Source organism: Glaciecola petra, from assembly GCF_031846345.1.
GTDB classification, from domain to species: Bacteria; Pseudomonadota; Gammaproteobacteria; order Enterobacterales; family Alteromonadaceae; genus Glaciecola; species Glaciecola petra.
In genome coordinates this window covers 91,260-108,112 of sequence record NZ_JAVRHX010000003.1, presented here as the reverse complement: position 1 = coordinate 108,112, position 16,853 = coordinate 91,260, and the positions used below count along the sequence as shown (strand labels likewise).

General features: G+C 40.4%; 11 protein-coding genes. 8 read left to right on the top strand and 3 right to left on the bottom strand.

Going from position 1 to position 16,853, the window contains the following annotated elements:
• Positions 1 to 45: 45 nt before the first annotated feature.
• The 4 genes from RM552_RS11220 to RM552_RS11205 all read left to right on the top strand — a co-directional run bounded on the left by RM552_RS11220 (position 46) and on the right by RM552_RS11205 (position 7,218).
• Positions 46 to 1,458 (top strand): PhoH family protein, encoded by a 1,413-nt coding sequence (locus RM552_RS11220; RefSeq protein WP_311368933.1) that lies wholly within the window; start codon positions 46 to 48, stop codon positions 1,456 to 1,458.
• Between the two features lie 301 nt (positions 1,459 to 1,759).
• A complete protein-coding gene (locus RM552_RS11215) occupies positions 1,760 to 4,342 on the top strand; it encodes a TonB-dependent receptor (protein WP_311368932.1) in 2,583 nt (860 codons plus the stop codon).
• A gap of 7 nt (positions 4,343 to 4,349) precedes the next feature.
• On the top strand, positions 4,350 to 5,159 hold the full coding sequence (locus RM552_RS11210) for a ferredoxin--NADP reductase (RefSeq protein WP_311368931.1): 810 nt from the start codon (positions 4,350 to 4,352) through the stop codon (positions 5,157 to 5,159).
• Positions 5,160 to 5,466: 307 nt separating this feature from the next.
• On the top strand, positions 5,467 to 7,218 hold the full coding sequence (locus tag RM552_RS11205) for an amidohydrolase (protein WP_311368930.1): 1,752 nt from the start codon (positions 5,467 to 5,469) through the stop codon (positions 7,216 to 7,218).
• A gap of 41 nt (positions 7,219 to 7,259) precedes the next feature.
• Here RM552_RS11205 and RM552_RS11200 read toward each other — a convergent pair whose 3' ends face one another.
• Genes RM552_RS11200 through RM552_RS11190 form a run of 3 tightly spaced genes read right to left on the bottom strand, consistent with a single transcriptional unit; the run spans position 7,260 to position 10,393 of the window.
• Positions 7,260 to 9,404, bottom strand: a complete 2,145-nt coding sequence (locus tag RM552_RS11200; protein ID WP_311368929.1) for a hybrid sensor histidine kinase/response regulator — start codon at positions 9,402 to 9,404, stop codon at positions 7,260 to 7,262.
• 12 nt (positions 9,405 to 9,416) lie between these two features.
• The gene (locus tag RM552_RS11195; RefSeq protein WP_311368928.1) at positions 9,417 to 9,962 is read right to left on the bottom strand and encodes a heme NO-binding domain-containing protein; all 546 of its coding nucleotides are present in this window, start codon (positions 9,960 to 9,962) and stop codon (positions 9,417 to 9,419) included.
• A 32-nt stretch (positions 9,963 to 9,994) separates the two neighbouring features.
• A complete protein-coding gene (locus RM552_RS11190; RefSeq protein ID WP_311368927.1) occupies positions 9,995 to 10,393 on the bottom strand; it encodes a response regulator in 399 nt (132 codons plus the stop codon).
• A gap of 391 nt (positions 10,394 to 10,784) precedes the next feature.
• Here RM552_RS11190 and RM552_RS11185 point away from each other — a divergent pair, with 391 nt between their 5' ends.
• The 4 genes from RM552_RS11185 to RM552_RS11170 all read left to right on the top strand — a co-directional run bounded on the left by RM552_RS11185 (position 10,785) and on the right by RM552_RS11170 (position 16,838).
• Positions 10,785 to 12,650, top strand: a complete 1,866-nt coding sequence (locus RM552_RS11185; protein ID WP_311368926.1) for a hypothetical protein — start codon at positions 10,785 to 10,787, stop codon at positions 12,648 to 12,650.
• A gap of 36 nt (positions 12,651 to 12,686) precedes the next feature.
• On the top strand, positions 12,687 to 13,601 hold the full coding sequence (locus tag RM552_RS11180; RefSeq protein ID WP_311368925.1) for a hypothetical protein: 915 nt from the start codon (positions 12,687 to 12,689) through the stop codon (positions 13,599 to 13,601).
• Positions 13,602 to 13,873: 272 nt separating this feature from the next.
• On the top strand, positions 13,874 to 15,868 hold the full coding sequence (locus RM552_RS11175; RefSeq protein WP_311368924.1) for a calcineurin-like phosphoesterase C-terminal domain-containing protein: 1,995 nt from the start codon (positions 13,874 to 13,876) through the stop codon (positions 15,866 to 15,868).
• Between the two features lie 70 nt (positions 15,869 to 15,938).
• Positions 15,939 to 16,838 carry a PA4780 family RIO1-like protein kinase gene (locus RM552_RS11170; protein ID WP_311368923.1) on the top strand — a complete coding sequence of 300 codons (900 nt, stop codon included), beginning with the start codon at positions 15,939 to 15,941 and terminating at the stop codon, positions 16,836 to 16,838.
• Positions 16,839 to 16,853 lie beyond the last annotated feature (15 nt).

Sequence of the window (16,853 nt, the reverse complement as noted above, 5' to 3'; positions counted from 1 at the left end):
TCTGGATTAAGGTATCATTTAACCCTTATCCAAATGGAGCTTTTGATGCCAAAAGAGCAGGTTGATACCAACACACCAGCTAACACCAAAGTTTTTGTCCTCGATACAAATATTCTCCTTCACGAACCGCTTGCGTTTACCTCTTTTAAAGAGCATGACGTAGTCGTCCCAATGACTGTTTTAGAAGAACTTGATTATATAAAAGATAGTAAAAAAGATGTCGCTAGGGATGCTCGCGTCAGTATACGAGCTATGGAAGATTTACTGCGGGATGCATCGCCTGAGCAAATGCTCAAAGGCGTTAGCATGAAGGGAATAGGTTCTGGAGATACAGCGCCTTCTGGGCGCTTATCAATTTTTGCTGATTTGTCGATGGACCAACAAGCACAAGTGTTTACTAGCAACGAAAACGACAATCGTATTATTAATGCCGCACTATATTTACAACAAGATTTGTCGCCGATTCAAGTTGTTTTGGTCACCAAAGATATCAATATGCGCTTAAAGGCAAAAGGTGCAGGTATGGCGTTAGTAGAGGATTACTTTACTGACCAGCTTATTACTGATGTGAAGTACTTAACTAAAGGCTACTATGTTTTTGGTGGGAGCTTTTGGCAACAAGTAGAAGCAGTTAACAGCATAACTGAAGGCAGAGACACTGTTCATACCATTGATAAATCCTTAGTGCCCGACCCATATATTAACGAGTTTATAGTCGATGAAAATAAAGAGTTCGCTGGCTTAATAGAAGCTTTTGATGAGAAAACTTTGGACGTACTTGATTTAGGTTACGAACGTTTAATGTCTCGCAGAGCGTGGGGTATTACGCCTAAAAATATTGGTCAAGCAATGGCTTTGCATACCTTACTCGACCCTCACATTGATTTGTGTATTTTGACCGGCCCCGCTGGTAGTGGAAAGACCCTCTTAGCTATGGCTGCAGCCCTTGAGATGGTTATTGAAAAAAACATGTACGATAAAATTATTGTTACACGTAGTACGCCTGAAATAGCCGAATCTATTGGTTTTTTACCTGGCACTGAAGAAGAAAAAATGGCGCCATGGTTAGCGGCAATTACCGATTCGCTTGAGGTACTGCATAAGCATGATGAAAACGTGAAAGGCTCAATGAATTATATTATGGAGAAAGCCAATATACAGTTTAAATCGGTTAATTTTATGCGCGGACGTAGCTTACAAAATGCCATAGTCATTCTCGACGAATCGCAAAATTTAACGGCTTCACAGCTAAAAACCATTATTACTCGATGCGGTGAAGGCACTAAACTCATTTGTGCTGGTAATTTATCGCAAATTGATAGCAATTATTTAAATGCATTAACGTCGGGGCTAACTTATTTAGTTGAGAAATTTAAAAACTTTTCGGGTAGTGCAACTTTGAGTTTAGATGGCGTGGTACGCAGCAGATTAGCGGAGTTTGCAGAGAAAGAATTATAAAGCCTTAGTGTTTTGAGCATATTAGCCAATCCATGTGTTTGGGCTACTTTTTGGCTATAGACAATAGCCGTAGGGAGCTTGCGGCGTCTAATTCTGGGATTGGTTAATTTCCTACAAGCACAATACTCATCAATATAGTTGCCGCTTTTATCTGCGGTATCGAAATTCATGTCCCTTTTTTTCTCTACCTCTTGATCTATATTTCAGATGTTATACTATAACAAAAAATATGTAATAACATAACGTATTCACGTACCACTTTTATCGCAAAATTCATTATAAGAGAATAGAATAAACTACCATGAAATTATCAAACCTTGCCCTTTGTATATCCATAGCCTGTGCAAGCAGCGCGACTTTTGATGTTGATGCCAATACAATTAAAGGTAAAGTCACGGACGAAAACGGAAAGTTACTGACCACTGGTTCGGTACAAATAATGGGCACTAACAAACGCAGTCAAATAAACAGCAAGGGTGAATTCGAATTTTTGGATGTAAAGCCGGGTAGTGTCGAGTTACACGTTTCTTCCAGTAACCATATTCATTCAAGTGAACAAGTAGATGTTGTCGAAGATGGTTTGGTTAATTTAAATATCTCTGTCGATTCTTCGAGTATAGAGGTATTTGATGTGACGGCGAGTGCTTTTCATGCAAGCAATATAGAATCGGCTGCGCCTGTTAGTATTCTAGCTGGTGAAAAACTCAGACAACAGCAAGCTTCAACCTTGGGCGAAACCTTAAAAAATCAAGTTGGTGTGCATTCATCTTTTTATGGTGGCGTAGTGAGCTCTCCCATTATTCGCGGTCTTGATGGCCCACGAGTATTAATTACCCAAAACGGCATGGACGGCGGGGACGCATCTCGCATTGGACCTGATCATTTAGTTACTAACGAAACATCAAGCGCAGAACAAATTGAAGTATTAAGAGGCCCTGCAACTTTATTTTACGGCAGTGGGGCAATCGGAGGTGTGGTTAACGTGGTTGACACTCGTATTCCTGATAATACGGATCAAGAAGGTGAATTTAGTGTATCGCACAATACTAACAACAGCGAAGATGGTTTTAATGGTCGCTTTAAAACAGGTACTGACAATATAGCTTTGCAAGTACAGGCATTTTATCGCGACGCCGACGATTATCAAATCCCGGGGTTTGCAGAAAGTCCTGATGCACATTCAGACGAAGGGCATGATGACGAACACGAAGATGAGCATGACGATGAGCATGAAGAAGGTAGCTTTGGTGTTGTAGAAAATACCGCCGCTCGCACGCAAGGCGCAGCAGTAGGGGCAAGTTACTTATTTGATGCCGGCCATATTGGTTTCTCTATGGAGCATATGTCGAGCTTATATGGTATTCCTGGTCATGGCCACGGAGAAGAACATGAAGAAGAGCATGACGAAGAGCACGATGATGAGCATGAAGGAGAGGAAGAAGAAATTGTAATGGCTGACCTGCGCCAAAACAGGTATCAGTTGGCAGGCGCGTTTCAATTAAACACTGCCGCTATTTCGGCTATTAATTTTGGTTTATCGTATACCGACTATGAGCATACAGAGCTTGAAAATAATGAACCAGGGACAAATTTTTCAAGTGAATCATTTGAAACACGAATGGAAATATTACACCAGCCCATTGCAGGTTGGCGCGGTGGTGTGAGTTTGCATACTAAAATGACAGATTTTGCTGCGGTAGGCGAAGAAGCCTTTACACCGCCTTCAGATACAAAATCATTTGGGCTTGGTATCATTGAAGAAAAACATTTTGGCGATGTATTGGTGCAACTTGGCGCGCGCATAGAGCGGGTGCAAATAGACGTGCCGCGAATATTTGAGCCTGAAATCGAATTTTTACTTGATGAACATCATGATGATGATCACGAAGACGAGCACGATGATGAGCATGGTGACGAGCACGATGACGATCACGGCGAACATTCAGGTGAGCATTTTGAAGATGCTGTTGGTTTTGATTTTACGCCCGTTTCATTGTCGGCCGGCCTTGTGTGGGATATCGCCAAAGGCTACAACTTAGCGGCGTCATTTGTGCATGCTAAACGGGCTCCATCAAGTGCTGAGTTGTTTTCTTTTGGTCCTCACATTGGCACACAGACATATGAAATAGGCTCACTTTATCATATTGAACAGGTGGCAATGTCTGAAGAAGCGCCTATCGTCGAATTTGAACCAAATCGACCAGAACTTGAAACATCGAATAACCTAGACATTTCATGGCGAAAATTTGGTGGTGATTTCGGTGCTGTCATCAACGTGTTCTATAATCAAGTCGACAATTATTACTATTTAGCAGATACAGGTCTCTACGCAGAATTTTCACATGAACACGAAGATGAACATGATGATGATCATGACGAAATTCATGAAGATGAGCATGATGAGCATGAGGACGAACATGGCGAAGAAGGCCTTCCTGTCTTCGCTTATGTAGCAGCGGACACAGATTTGTACGGTGCTGAAGTTCAATTTACATGGCAGGCAATGGAAGGCTTGACCTTTACTGCTCAAGGTGATTATATTCGCGCTAAGGTGAGTAACGGAAATGAAAATTTACCTAGGATTCCACCCATCAAAGCTATTATTGGTGCTGATTACAAGACTCACAATTTTACCGTTTCAGGCCAAATAACGCGAATGTTTGAACAAGACAGGGTGGCTGCGTTTGAAACCACAACCGACGCTTACACATTAGTCGATATCAATGCTTCATACTTCACTAAAGTAAAAGGTATCGAAACAGAGCTGTTTTTGAAAGGTCGAAACTTAAGCGATGAAGAAGCACGAGTGCACACTTCATTCCTCAAAAATTTAGCACCTTTACCAGGTAGGGCTGTTGAAATTGGCGTAAGAATGTCATTTTAAGGAAGGCATGAGAAACACTATTACTGAAACCGTGACCGATGTGCATCATTGGAACAACACTTTATTTAGTTTTAAAACCACACGCGGTCAAAGTTTCACGTTCGAGAATGGTCAATTTGTAATGATCGGCCTAGAGGTTGAAGGTCGACCTCTGCTCAGAGCATATAGTGTGGCAAGTGCTAACTATGCTGAAGAACTAGAGTTTTTTAGCATCAAAGTACCCGACGGTGCTTTGACATCGCGTTTACAGAAAATTGTACCTGGCGACAGTATTATAATGACCACTAGGCCAACTGGAACGCTTGTGCCAGGCTATCTGAACCCCGGTAAACATTTGTATTTACTATCGACTGGTACCGGCCTCGCTCCTTTTATGAGTATCATTAAAGACCCTGACATATACGAAGCTTTTGAGAAAGTAGTATTGGTCCACTGTGTTAGAGAAGTGTCTGAGTTGGCATACCGAAAAGAAATTCAACAAGAACTGCCAAACAATCTTTATTTTGGCGATTTAGTCAAAGACAAACTTGTTTATTTCCCTAGCGTAACCCGAGAAGACTTTGATTTTGAGCAAGCTCATGACTGCAGTGTCAAAGAAGACCATCAACAAAGAATAACTGATTTAATGACTAGTGGCCGCTTAACAAAGTCAATTGGCATGCCTTCAATCAACCCACAAGATGACCGTTTTATGCTGTGTGGCAATAACGATATGCTGCAAGATACTATGGACATATTAAATGCTGTAGGCTTCAGTAAAGCTAATTCGCGCAACCGAGGCGACTACGTTATTGAACAAGCATTTATAGAAAAGTAAAAAGCATCTGTACTTTTACCTTCATTCATTTATAAGCGATAGCGATGATTGATTTATACGGAGCAAGCACAAGCTTGATTACACTGGGTGACGTTAATTGTTGTGAATTCTTTTTTCCATGATATTTGACATTAAATGACTTTTTTCCTGTTACTGTGTGAACGTTATTCGTGTACACTCCATAGTCAGTTTTTTTGCTAAGGACTGCGAGTGTTATCGCAAGTCAATTTTTGATTAAACGCATTTGCAAGCAACCGATATTAGTATTAACTCTTATAATAATTCCGCTTATTTAAAAGGATTAAAAGTGCATCAACAACTTACTCAAATCATCATATTCATTTTATCCATTGTCGTCTTGTCTGCTTGCACTAAGCCCGAAACTACGACAAACGATACCGTTAACACTGCAAATGCTGCCGATGTCATTTATGTAAATGCCAATGTCATTACGTTAGACGATAAAAATACTCAGGCAGAAGCCATGGCAATAAAAGACGGTGAAATTGTTTTTATTGGGACAAATGAAGACATGGCCAGTTTAAAAGGACCAGATACACAAATTAACGATTTGAATGGCAGTACTTTGTTACCAGGCTTTATAGATGCTCACGGGCATTTTTTGCAAACGGGTGTACTGGCAATGTCTGCAAATTTATTACCGCCACCCGATAACGGTGTTGATTCTATTGATAAACTAATTGATGCATTAAAAGCCGAAGAAAACAGCGATATTACTAAATCAGTAGGCTGGATATTAGGAATGGGTTATGACGACGCTCAACTTAGTGAGCAAAGGCATCCTACTAAAGAAGATCTTGATCGCGTTTCTACTGAAATACCGGTCCTTGCTATCCATCAGTCTTCTCATTTAGGCGCTATAAACTCAAAAGCGATTGAAGTATTAGGCATAACCAATGCACAAGAAGATCCCGATGGTGGCAAATTTAGAAGGGATGCAGATGGCAATATAAATGGCGTAGTTGAAGAAACAGCTTTTTTCTATGTCGGTACGCTTGCTCTTAGTAAAATTTCTGAAGAATTAAATTTACAAGCTCTACAGGCGTCTGAAAAAGCGTTTTTTAAATCAGGCTTCACAACTTCTCAAGAGGGACGAGCTAGCATAAACGAAGTTGCTTTGCTAAACATTGCGAGTGAACAAAACTTGCTAGATATAGATGTATCAATATTCCCTGACCCAACCTTTTTTGAAGATGAAAATGTGTTTATAGACGATGTAATGTCTCAGCATGGTCAAGATTATAAAAACGGTATAAAAGTTGGCGGCATAAAGCTATCGCTTGACGGTTCTCCGCAGGTGAAAACTGCATGGTTAACCAAGCCTTATCATGTGCCACTAGAGGGCCAAGATGAAGACTACAAGGGATATCCACAAGTACCTGATGAAGTACTACAAAAATGGGTTGATATGAGCCATGAGAACAATTGGCAAGTGCTAGCTCATGTAAATGGCGACGCAGCTATTGATAAGTATATTGAGATAATTGCGAATGCAAAACAAAAATTCCCCCAAGTTGATGTTCGCCCAGTAGCAATACACGCTCAAACAGCGCGAGAAGATCAACTCGATAAAATGGCAGAACTCGATATTATCGCGTCATTGATGTCGGTACACACCTTTTATTGGGGCGACTGGCATTTTGAATCGGTATTGGGTCCTGAGCGGGCAAGTCGTATTTCGCCTGCGAAGTCAGCCTTAGAGAAAGGGGTAGTGGTGACGTCTCACAACGATGCGCCAGTGACCTTACCAAACTCTCAAATGATTTTGTATTCTATGGTGAATAGATTAAGCCGGTCAAAACGCTTATTAGGTGGGGATGAACGCGTAAGTGTTGAACAAGCCCTCCGCGCGATCACCTCAAGTGCCGCTTATCAAATCTATGAGCAAGATACTAAAGGTACCTTAGAAGTGGGTAAAAAAGCCGACATGGTGATTCTTGATAGTAATCCCTTTGAAATTGAGCCTGAGGCTCTATTAGATCTCAAGGTGTTAGAGACTATAAAAGGCGGTAAGGTAGTCTATTCAGCGACTAAATAAGGTCAAATTGCGCTTGCAAACCATATCCTGCGTGTTTACTTTTACATGTAAGTGCTTGCAGCGCATTTAAATGCACTCCACTCGGTTTCTATTTTCTGAATGATGGCGTTTATTTCTGTTTGTAAGTCTTGCGGTAAATGCGCATCGTGTTGCACGGGTTCGAGGAGTTTTTCAAGACGCGAGGCTTCAATCGATACCAGGTTTGCGCCTACATTCACTGCACTGCCCTTTAAAGTATGAGCGGTTCTACAAGCATCAACTATATCAGCTGCTTCTATTTGCTCTCGTAACTCTCTAAGCAAATCAGGTCGCTGACGTTCAAAAATAGTTAATGCTCGGCTAAACAATTGCGTATTGCGCCCCAAACGCTCAAATGCATCGGCTAAAAAGTCATTTATATTCTTGCTGCTTGGCTGTTCTTGGTCAATGTTAGATTGGGAAACTTTATTTTCTGCACACGGCACAAAATCATTGGAAGCTATGTTTTTTTGCGCGATATATTTGCTGACAGTAGAAAATAGAACTTTAGGTTCAATGGGTTTGGTAATATGCGCATTCATGCCTGCCTTAAGACTTTGGTCATAGTCATCTTTAAAACTGTGAGCTGTCATCGCAATGATGGGAACATGAGTATATGGTGTTTTAGAATTGCGAATTTGTTTTGATGCGGTTAAACCGTCCATGACTGGCATTTGAATATCCATCAACACTAACTTGTATTCATCTGGGGCAGCAGTTTCTAATATATCAATCGCTTCTTTTCCGTTGTTAGCAATTGTCACTTGTAAATTTACCAGTGATAAAAGTTCTCGCGCTACTTCTTGATTGGTAAGATTATCTTCTACTAGTAAAATTTTCTCACCATCAAATTGATAGGCTTTAAACATATTTTCAGTTTGTGCGTGTTGTGTATTGCAATAGACAACATCGGAAAATGCGCTTGTTAATTCAGCCTTTTTGACAGGGCTACTGATCAAAACCAAATTATTGTATTTGGAATATTCTTTGTCCCCTGCGCTTAACAAGACAAAGCGTATTTTTGGGTATTTCTCAACAAGCGAAATAAGTAAGTGTTCGTCTTCTAGGGTTTTTTCATTGATAATTACAACATCAGTCTTAAAACTCTCGAGGTATAATGTCAACATCGATACATCGTTAAAGGTCTCAATCTCGCTGGCTTGCCAATATGTTAAACAATTACTAAGATATTCAAGCAGCATCGCATGACTTTCTATTACAATAAAACGCTTATCACTAAGTCGTAATTGTGGAAATTGCTCAGTGCTCGATGCAACTTGCGGTGATTCTATTGCTTCAATATCAACAGTAAAAGTAGAGCCTTTGCCTATTTCCGACAGTAAGCTAATATTGCCATTCATCAATTTCGCAAGCTGTTGACTAATTGCTAAACCTAAACCAGTACCCCCATATTTTCTTGTGGTACTTTCATCCTCTTGAGAGAATGGTGAAAAAATATTCTCCTGCATCTCTTTTGCAATGCCTATGCCTGTATCTTTTATTGCAATTGTTAGTCGGCCGTTGTGATGCTGAGCAGATACTACGATTTCTCCTGATTGAGTGAACTTAATAGAATTTGATAGCAGGTTCGTCACTATTTGTTTAAGTCGTGTGGGGTCACCTATTAAGGCAGTGTCTAAAGCTGGCGGGAAAAGAGATACCAAGGACAGATTTTTGTTATCACATTGATACTCAAATGTGTTGAGTGTTGTTTCCAGTATTTCGAGCGGATTATATTCGATGGACTCTAGTTCAACGTTGTCGGTCTCTAACTTGGAAATGTCCAGAATACTATTGATTATTTTAAGCAATAAAGTGCCCGATTGTGAGGCCGTATTCAGGCGCTTTTTGTCACGGTCGCTTAAGTTACTTTGGGATAAAATACTTAACATCCCCAACACGCCATTAATGGGTGTCCGTAACTCATGGCTCATGTTTGCTAAAAAAGCACTTTTTGTACGCGAAAGCCGTTCAGCTTCTTCTTTTGCCAGTGTTAAATCTTTTGTTCTTTCAGTTACTTGTTGTTCGAGCGAAGTCGCCAATGTTTTTAGCTCTTCATTCATTAAATAGAGTTCTCTACTTTTTTCTTCCAGTAGATCCTCAGCTTCTTTTCGAGCAGTCTTAGCGCGATTGTAGCGAGTTTTAAGTCTTTCTATTTGATCGCTCATATCGTGATTTTCTTATTTTTTGAGTCTAAAAATAACTTTATGCATGAGCTCAGTTGATTGATCTTCCTTATCTATCGTTACATTTTCTTTGTAATATTTTGCGGTGCCTTCAATCAATCCTTCAGCTAAATCTGCAAAGCCGCGCTTTGATTCGTAGATCAGATTAAGAGTTTGTGCATCAGGTTCTTCAAATGAAAATTTCGGAAGTTCTGCGTCTGGATATAGTTTATATACTTCTACATGAATATGATTATCGATGCGTTTCAGAAACGAAAACGTGTCTGTACACTCATCAAAGAAACTACTGAATTTAGTCGAAAACACCTGTGCTAAATGCAAACCAAATGTTTTTACTAAATCTGGGATGGCGATATTGGTCGCGTTGCTCAATGATGAAACCAACATCACAAGCTCTTCGTGGTCATAAGTACCAACCGATGTATAAGCACCACCTGTCGCTAGGTTTGAAGCATTTTCATCGATGATGTCATCAAGCATATCTTCACCAAATGCCTCTTCAACCATATTATTAAATTCGTCAAATACTATGCCTTTCATGTTTGCTCCAAATTTTTGCTTTGTACGGCTGTTTATAAATATTTTTTTAGTTTATCGCTTAATTTTGATTCAGAAATCGGTTTTACCAAGTAATTAGTCACACCCGTCTTTATCGCTTTGACGATGTGTGCTTTATTGCGATTTGACGAAATCAAAAAAAATGGTATGTGTTTAAGCGTTGGATCTTTGCGAATGATTTCCAATAATTGCAATCCACTCATATTAGGCATGTTCCAATCGCACAGTACCAATATAATCTTATTGTCTTGCGCAATTTGCTCTTTGATGACTGTTAACGCTCGCATTCCATCAATCGCCTGCACGACATTCTTAAATCCTATTTCGGTAAGGAGGCGCGAGTGTATTTCTCGGCTGATCAGATCATCTTCAACCACCAAAACAACATCTCCTTTTTTTTTAGGGTCTGTCATTTAGTGTTCCATCGGTTTTTGTGAAATGATTCATATTTGGATTTATTGCTTAATTTAGGTTAATAATACCAGCGCTTATTAGTACTTATATGTCGGCATAGCACTGATGAACTTTATTATAATAATGAATACCTCTCGCTTGACAGTTAAGCATTGGCTTCTTTAGTATGAGGGCATGACGGCATGTTTATTTTCTCCTCCTTGTCAGTCATACTGAATAATCGTGGTTTTTTGAGCACAATTAATTATTACGTGTTGCACAAAATGCTATCTTTGCGCTTGTTGTCCGTAATTACTGCTTGAGTGTTAAAAAGAAAGTAAGTAAAAGAAAAGGAATGTGAAGGTTAAACAACGGCCTTACATTTTTCGGCAGACATTAAGGAGACAGCACATGGCCTCAACGGAACTCATTTTATTTGCAATTAATACCGCGGTTAAACTAAATGGAGCTGCTCGTAAGCATTTTATCGCAAGTACACAAGCACGCAGTATTACCTTTCCTATCCCTAAAATGGACCCAAATCCAAATATTACGTCTGCACTTAATTTTTTCAAAGATGCTGAAATGGGGCGGGTATATTTAGACAATGCTGAGTTTTTAAAACGAGCAATTAAACCTCACATTGATCAATCACATGCGGCGCTCAGACGCGCGTTAAACGAGGAAGAACGCCAAAGATGTATTGATTATTACCGTAATTATATGGCTTTGTATTTGGCTAGAGAAGAAAACTCATTAGCATTAGGAAGTGATGTTTTATCTGAGTCAGAACTTCAGTCTATGCTGACAATTTCGCAATGGCAAGACGGCGATTCGCCTCACCCTAGTTTATTAATGCGTATTGCTGGTAATTTGGTTGATGTGGCGGTTGATTATTTTCTGCAAATGCCCGAAGCTTTTAATCGCGAAGGCAAGAATGGCAAAATTATTCAGGCTGTTTTAACGGGGCTAGATACTATTGACTTTACCGATGGCATAGAGCCTGAAAATATTGGTGACTTGCCTCAGCGACTCTTGCTGGTGAGTTTAGAAGGGGTGTCTGAAAACGCATCTTTATTTAATACTGAGCCTCGATTTCAAGAATTAGTATCGATAACAACAGCCGCTTTAGCGAAAGATATTGATGCTAAAATAAAGGCTGTTAGAGCTGCCCCAGGGCAAAGTGCCACCGAAACCCTTGCCGCAAAAGAAAAACTTATTCAGTGGGGAGAGTTTGTCTTCAAAAGTGTGTTGGCAAGTGCCGGCTCTGCTATGATTATGCAGCCACAAAAATTTTTAAAACAGTCTAATCAAGCTCATCAAGATTTAACCACCACTGTGGCAGGTGCTTTGTTACAAACTATTTTAGAAGATAACGAAAAAGGTTTAATACAGGCGGCTTTTAACGAACATACCTTAGAAGAACTCATGTTGGCAAGTTTGCAAGTATTTGGACGGCATCCGGCTTTAGTTGTATCAGAGAATACTAAACATAAAGAAGCGATAATCGGATTGGTGCAGTCTATTGCTACCGATTTGGGCGAAAAAGCTGCCTTGTTTGGAGAAGATACACTAGCTGAGATTGTACGATTGGTGTTAGAAAATAGCCGCACCCATATTGAGTTATTTTGGCCAGATATTGCCAATGACCCCAAAAAGCATAAGCTAATTAATATTGCTAAAGATGTTGTAGGTCATTTAGCACAAGTGGCCGTAGGCAATGCAAAATGGACCCCCCAGTTTACTCGAGACGATCTCGACGAGCTCTTGGGTTTTGTGTTTACAGAAGTGGTTGATTACCCTAATTGGGTGATGGATAAAGCGGGTGAGATTAATCCAAACTTATCCACTGCACTACAAGCAATGATCGGCAGTTTACGGCAATCTGATCAAGGTTTTACTAGCTCAGCAGATGCAATTGCACTGCTTAAAGTAGGTCTTAGAGCCGTTATCGATGATCAAGATTTTGTAAAAGAAATACAAGCAGGCAAATACCCAATTGCGGAAATATTTGACCTATTAAGCACAGACATGGGTGGCCTCGCCAATGGTCTCGAAGAAAAACTAAAAGGCCAATGGCAAAATTTACGCATTGAAGCAAAAGAAAGGATATTGTCTGCTTTGCTCGAAGCGGCTGCCGCAAAAGGCTTAACCTTAGAGAATATAAATAATTTAAAAACTACCTTTAAATCTCTAATTGCAGAAAACCAAACTCTTAATGTAGATGTCTTACTTGATCTACTATTACAAAGAGTATTGAACGCTGAGAATGCTTAATAAGCATGCATTTTGACCAATAAAAAAGGAAATATTATGTTTATGCCACAGCTTGGTAACCAACACACATTGCGTTTAAAGCGCATATCGTGGTTTTTAGTGGCGATTTGCGCCAGTATAGTGCTGAGTGCATGTTCAGTTACACAGACTGTTTCTCAAGTAAGCGATACGCGAGCGATTCAAGATGATTTTGATGCTGCATCACGTTTACAAACCAACATGTTTGCCATAGATAGAGCGAATGAAGCAATAAGCTCTCAAACAAATACAGCGCAAATAATGCAGGCTAATCGCGGTTTAATGCTTTATCAGCGAGTTATAAATGGTGTAAACAGCTTAGAGTCACAAAAAGCTGAACTGATACAAAACGGATTGTGGGCAAATTTACAAACTTTAAAGGCGATGTCTCAATGGCAAATAGGTAATAAAGAAGATGCACTTATTACAGCTAATTTAGCTATTAAGGAAGCACAAGACCTACAAGGTCGCGATATGGTTTTACTAAACGCCATACCAAGCTTGGTAGCAAATGATGAAGCGTTCGAAATGCTCGAAGACTTAAAAATCTCTGGTAACAAAGACGAAAATGCTTTTAAGATTTGGCAAAGAGCGACTGCGTTGTACGAAAAAGCCGAAAATGAATTATCGGTTATTATTGATAACGTTGCGCATCCTCAGCTTCAATTTTACTTGCAATTATCACGCTTAATGGTGGTCAAAAATTGGGAAGAAAGCTTTGATTTGGATCTTTGTATAACAGACAGCTGCGAAGATATCAGAATGGCAAAAAATGAACAAAGCAAAGTCTATTTTGAAGACTTATTGCTTAGTCGATACAAAGCGACAGGCAGTTGTGATGCGGTTATGAATAGTTCTTTTTATCAGTTTTGGAGCCTAAAAATTGGAACATTTAATTCTTCCAAAGGAACATTTAAAAAAGTATGCCCCTAAAGGGAATGTGGCATAAACTTATATAAAAATCATGTGCTTAACTTGTTGCTTGTGATGCCCAGGCCAAATCTTATGGCGGTGTTTTAACAACAAGTAATTTATCGGCGTCTTTAGGTTACACCTTTTGCTACCATCTTCATGTAGTTTTTAACTTCATCGCATTTACCTTCTTATTTTTGTCATAAAAATATTTTAAGGTTAGTAAAACGATTAGAGTTCTTAATACTATGTCATTAAAAATCACTTTCTTTTCAAGTAAGATAAAAAAGCTCGTGTTCCTGCTAGCTTGCGTCACCACTCTACTAAGTTGTGCTAATACAACAAATCCAGTTCCTACAAAAACAACAACACTACAACAGCCTTATTTTGCAGATATTCAAGTGATTCGAGAAGAAACTGCTAATTCTAGCCAGCTTGTTAAGGGGAGGGTGTTCCATGATGAAAACGGGAATGGCGTTTTCGACATTGGTGAACCCGGGATTGCAGATGTCGCGGTATCAAATGGCATACATGTCGCGTTGAGCGATAAAGATGGTCGCTACAGCTTAGCGGAACGAGAAGACATGAGTGTATTTGTGGTGCAACCTACTGGTTGGAGAGTGCCCACCAATCAAGATTATGTGCCTCAGTTTGCTTATCAGCATAAACCCAAAGGCTCTCCAAAAGCCTTGCGTTTCGGTGGTTTAGCGCCCACAGGCTCACTTCCGTCAGAGATTAACTTTCCGCTTAAACCCGTGCATTCGAATGATTTTAATTGCGCAATTTTGGGCGACACACAGACTTATGCGAATCAAGATATCAGTTTTTTTAGAGATTCGACGGTCGACGACCTTTTGGATCGCGGACATCAACTCGATTGTATTATCGCAGTGGGAGATGTTATGGGTGACGACTTAGGTTTGATCCCACGGATGGCTGATATTTTAGGTACGCTAAAGGCACCTCAATGGTGGACACATGGTAATCACGATTTTGATTTTGATGCTGACTTCGACAAAGACAGTGCTGACAGTTGGCGAAATCTATGGGGACCAGCTTATTACGCCTTTGAACAAGGCAATGTGCTGTTTATTGTATTGGATAATGTAATTTATCCTTGTGGGCCAGATGACGCTCGACTGCCTGGTAGAGAGTATTGTGTTGACGATGAAAATAAACGCTACAATGGGCGTATTAGCGATGAACAAATGCAGTTTGTTGAAGCTTTAATTAAGGTCGCAGATGAGCAAAAAACCATTGTATTTGCTCACCATATTCCGTTTGTTACTTTTTATGACCAACAATTTGCTGCACATCAAACCGATAATGTTAACGATCTATACGCTTTAGTTGAAGGGAGACAAGTATTGTCCCTAGCCGGTCACACGCATACGATTGAAAATCTCTCGCCCGGTGATTCGTTTAAAGGTTGGAAAGAGGTAGTGGGCGTTAATGCCTTACCGTTTAGACATATCATTGCTGGTGCTGGTTCGGGAGCATGGTATCAGGGAGATTTTGATATACATGGCACACCAATGTCATTACAGCGATTAGGTGCACCTAAGGGTTGGTTAGAATTAACATTTGATGCAAAGGGCAACTATAAAGAGCGTTATTACGGTGCAAATCAGGGGCGTGAAAGAGCCGCATGGTTGTCAATTTCTACCCCAGGTTTTCGAACTTGGTTTGAACAAATACAACAGTGGCGCCATAGTGAACGAAGTACTCGCGAAGAGGTTCCACCATTATCTATTAATGATCTGCCTGATGTTAAGATTTTAACCAGCGAAGATTTGAAGAATGGCAGTTTTATTACGGCTAATATTTGGGCAGGTTCAAGTGATACGCAAGTGAGTATTAGCATAAATGGTGCTACCTCACATAAAATGACGCGAACGCAAGAAGCAAAAGGCGAAGAGGCAAGAGTTGGCGCTATGTATGCTGATCCTTTTGCGGCACAACGCCAGTTGTCTGTATCAAGATGGGCGCTTGAAAGTCGTTCTGGTCAAGATGCAAATCAAGGATTTCAATTGTTTAAGGGCTATCAATATGGTCCAGATGTACCACAGCCACAGGGCGCTGTGGCTGACCGCAATATGCATTTATGGAAATATGAATTGCCAAAACAGCTCCCCTTCGGTGCACATGTTGCTGAAGTCAACTTTGTTGATCGACATGGCCGGATGTATACAGACCGAATTGCTTTTGAAGTGCGGCAAGAACGTCCTCAAATGCGTTTTAGACGCGAGGTTTGGCAAGCCTTTGAAAATGGTGCACCTGTTAGGTAGGACAAATTGTAGCGCTTATTTTATTGATGTGCCCATTTCAAAACACTCTTGAGTGCTGTATAACTGCGGCATGAAAATTCCTAAGCGTTTAATCCCTTTAGTTGAAGACGGCCTGGTTGATGAAGTACTTTACCAATTAATGAGTGGTAAAGAGGCGACTGTGTATGCAGTAAAAAGCCAAGGTGAAATACGTTGTGCAAAAGTATACAAAGAAGCAATGAAACGTAGCTTTAAAAAAGCCGTGCAATATCAAGAAGGTAGAAAAGTTAGAAATAGTCGACGCGCCAGAGCAATGGAAAAAGGCTCGAGCTTTGGTCGCAAACAGCAAGAAGATGCATGGCAGAATGCTGAGGTTGATGCGCTTTTTAAGTTGTCCGCCGCAGGTGTGCGCGTACCACAGCCATTTGGGTGTTACGATGGCGTATTACTTATGGAACTTGTGACCGACACCGAGGGCAATGTTGCTCCGCGATTAAATGACGTATCGATGAGCGAAGAACAAGCGCTAGAAGATCATGCTCAAGTAATGATGTATGTAATGCTAATGCTGTGTGCCGGTATTGTGCATGGTGATTTATCAGAGTTTAATGTATTGGTAGATGACTACGGCCCGGTGATCATAGACTTACCTCAAGCCGTTGACGCGGCGGCAAACAACAATGCGTTTAGCATGCTACAACGCGACGTGCGCAATATGACCGATTATTATTCGGAGTTTGCCCCCGCACTACAACAAACTCATTATGCTGAAGAAATGTGGGCACTATATCAAGTGGGCGAATTAACGCCAGATTCAGAATTAAGCGGTTATTTTGAATTCGATAATAGCGAGGCCGATGTCGATACCGTGTTAGAAGAAATCAAAGCCGCTTTTGCTGAAGAACAAGAACGCTTACAGCGCATTAGTGATGCAAACAGTGACCCAAATAGTGACTCAATTAGCGAGTCAGACAACAGCCCAAACCGCTAGCCAGACAGAGTATCA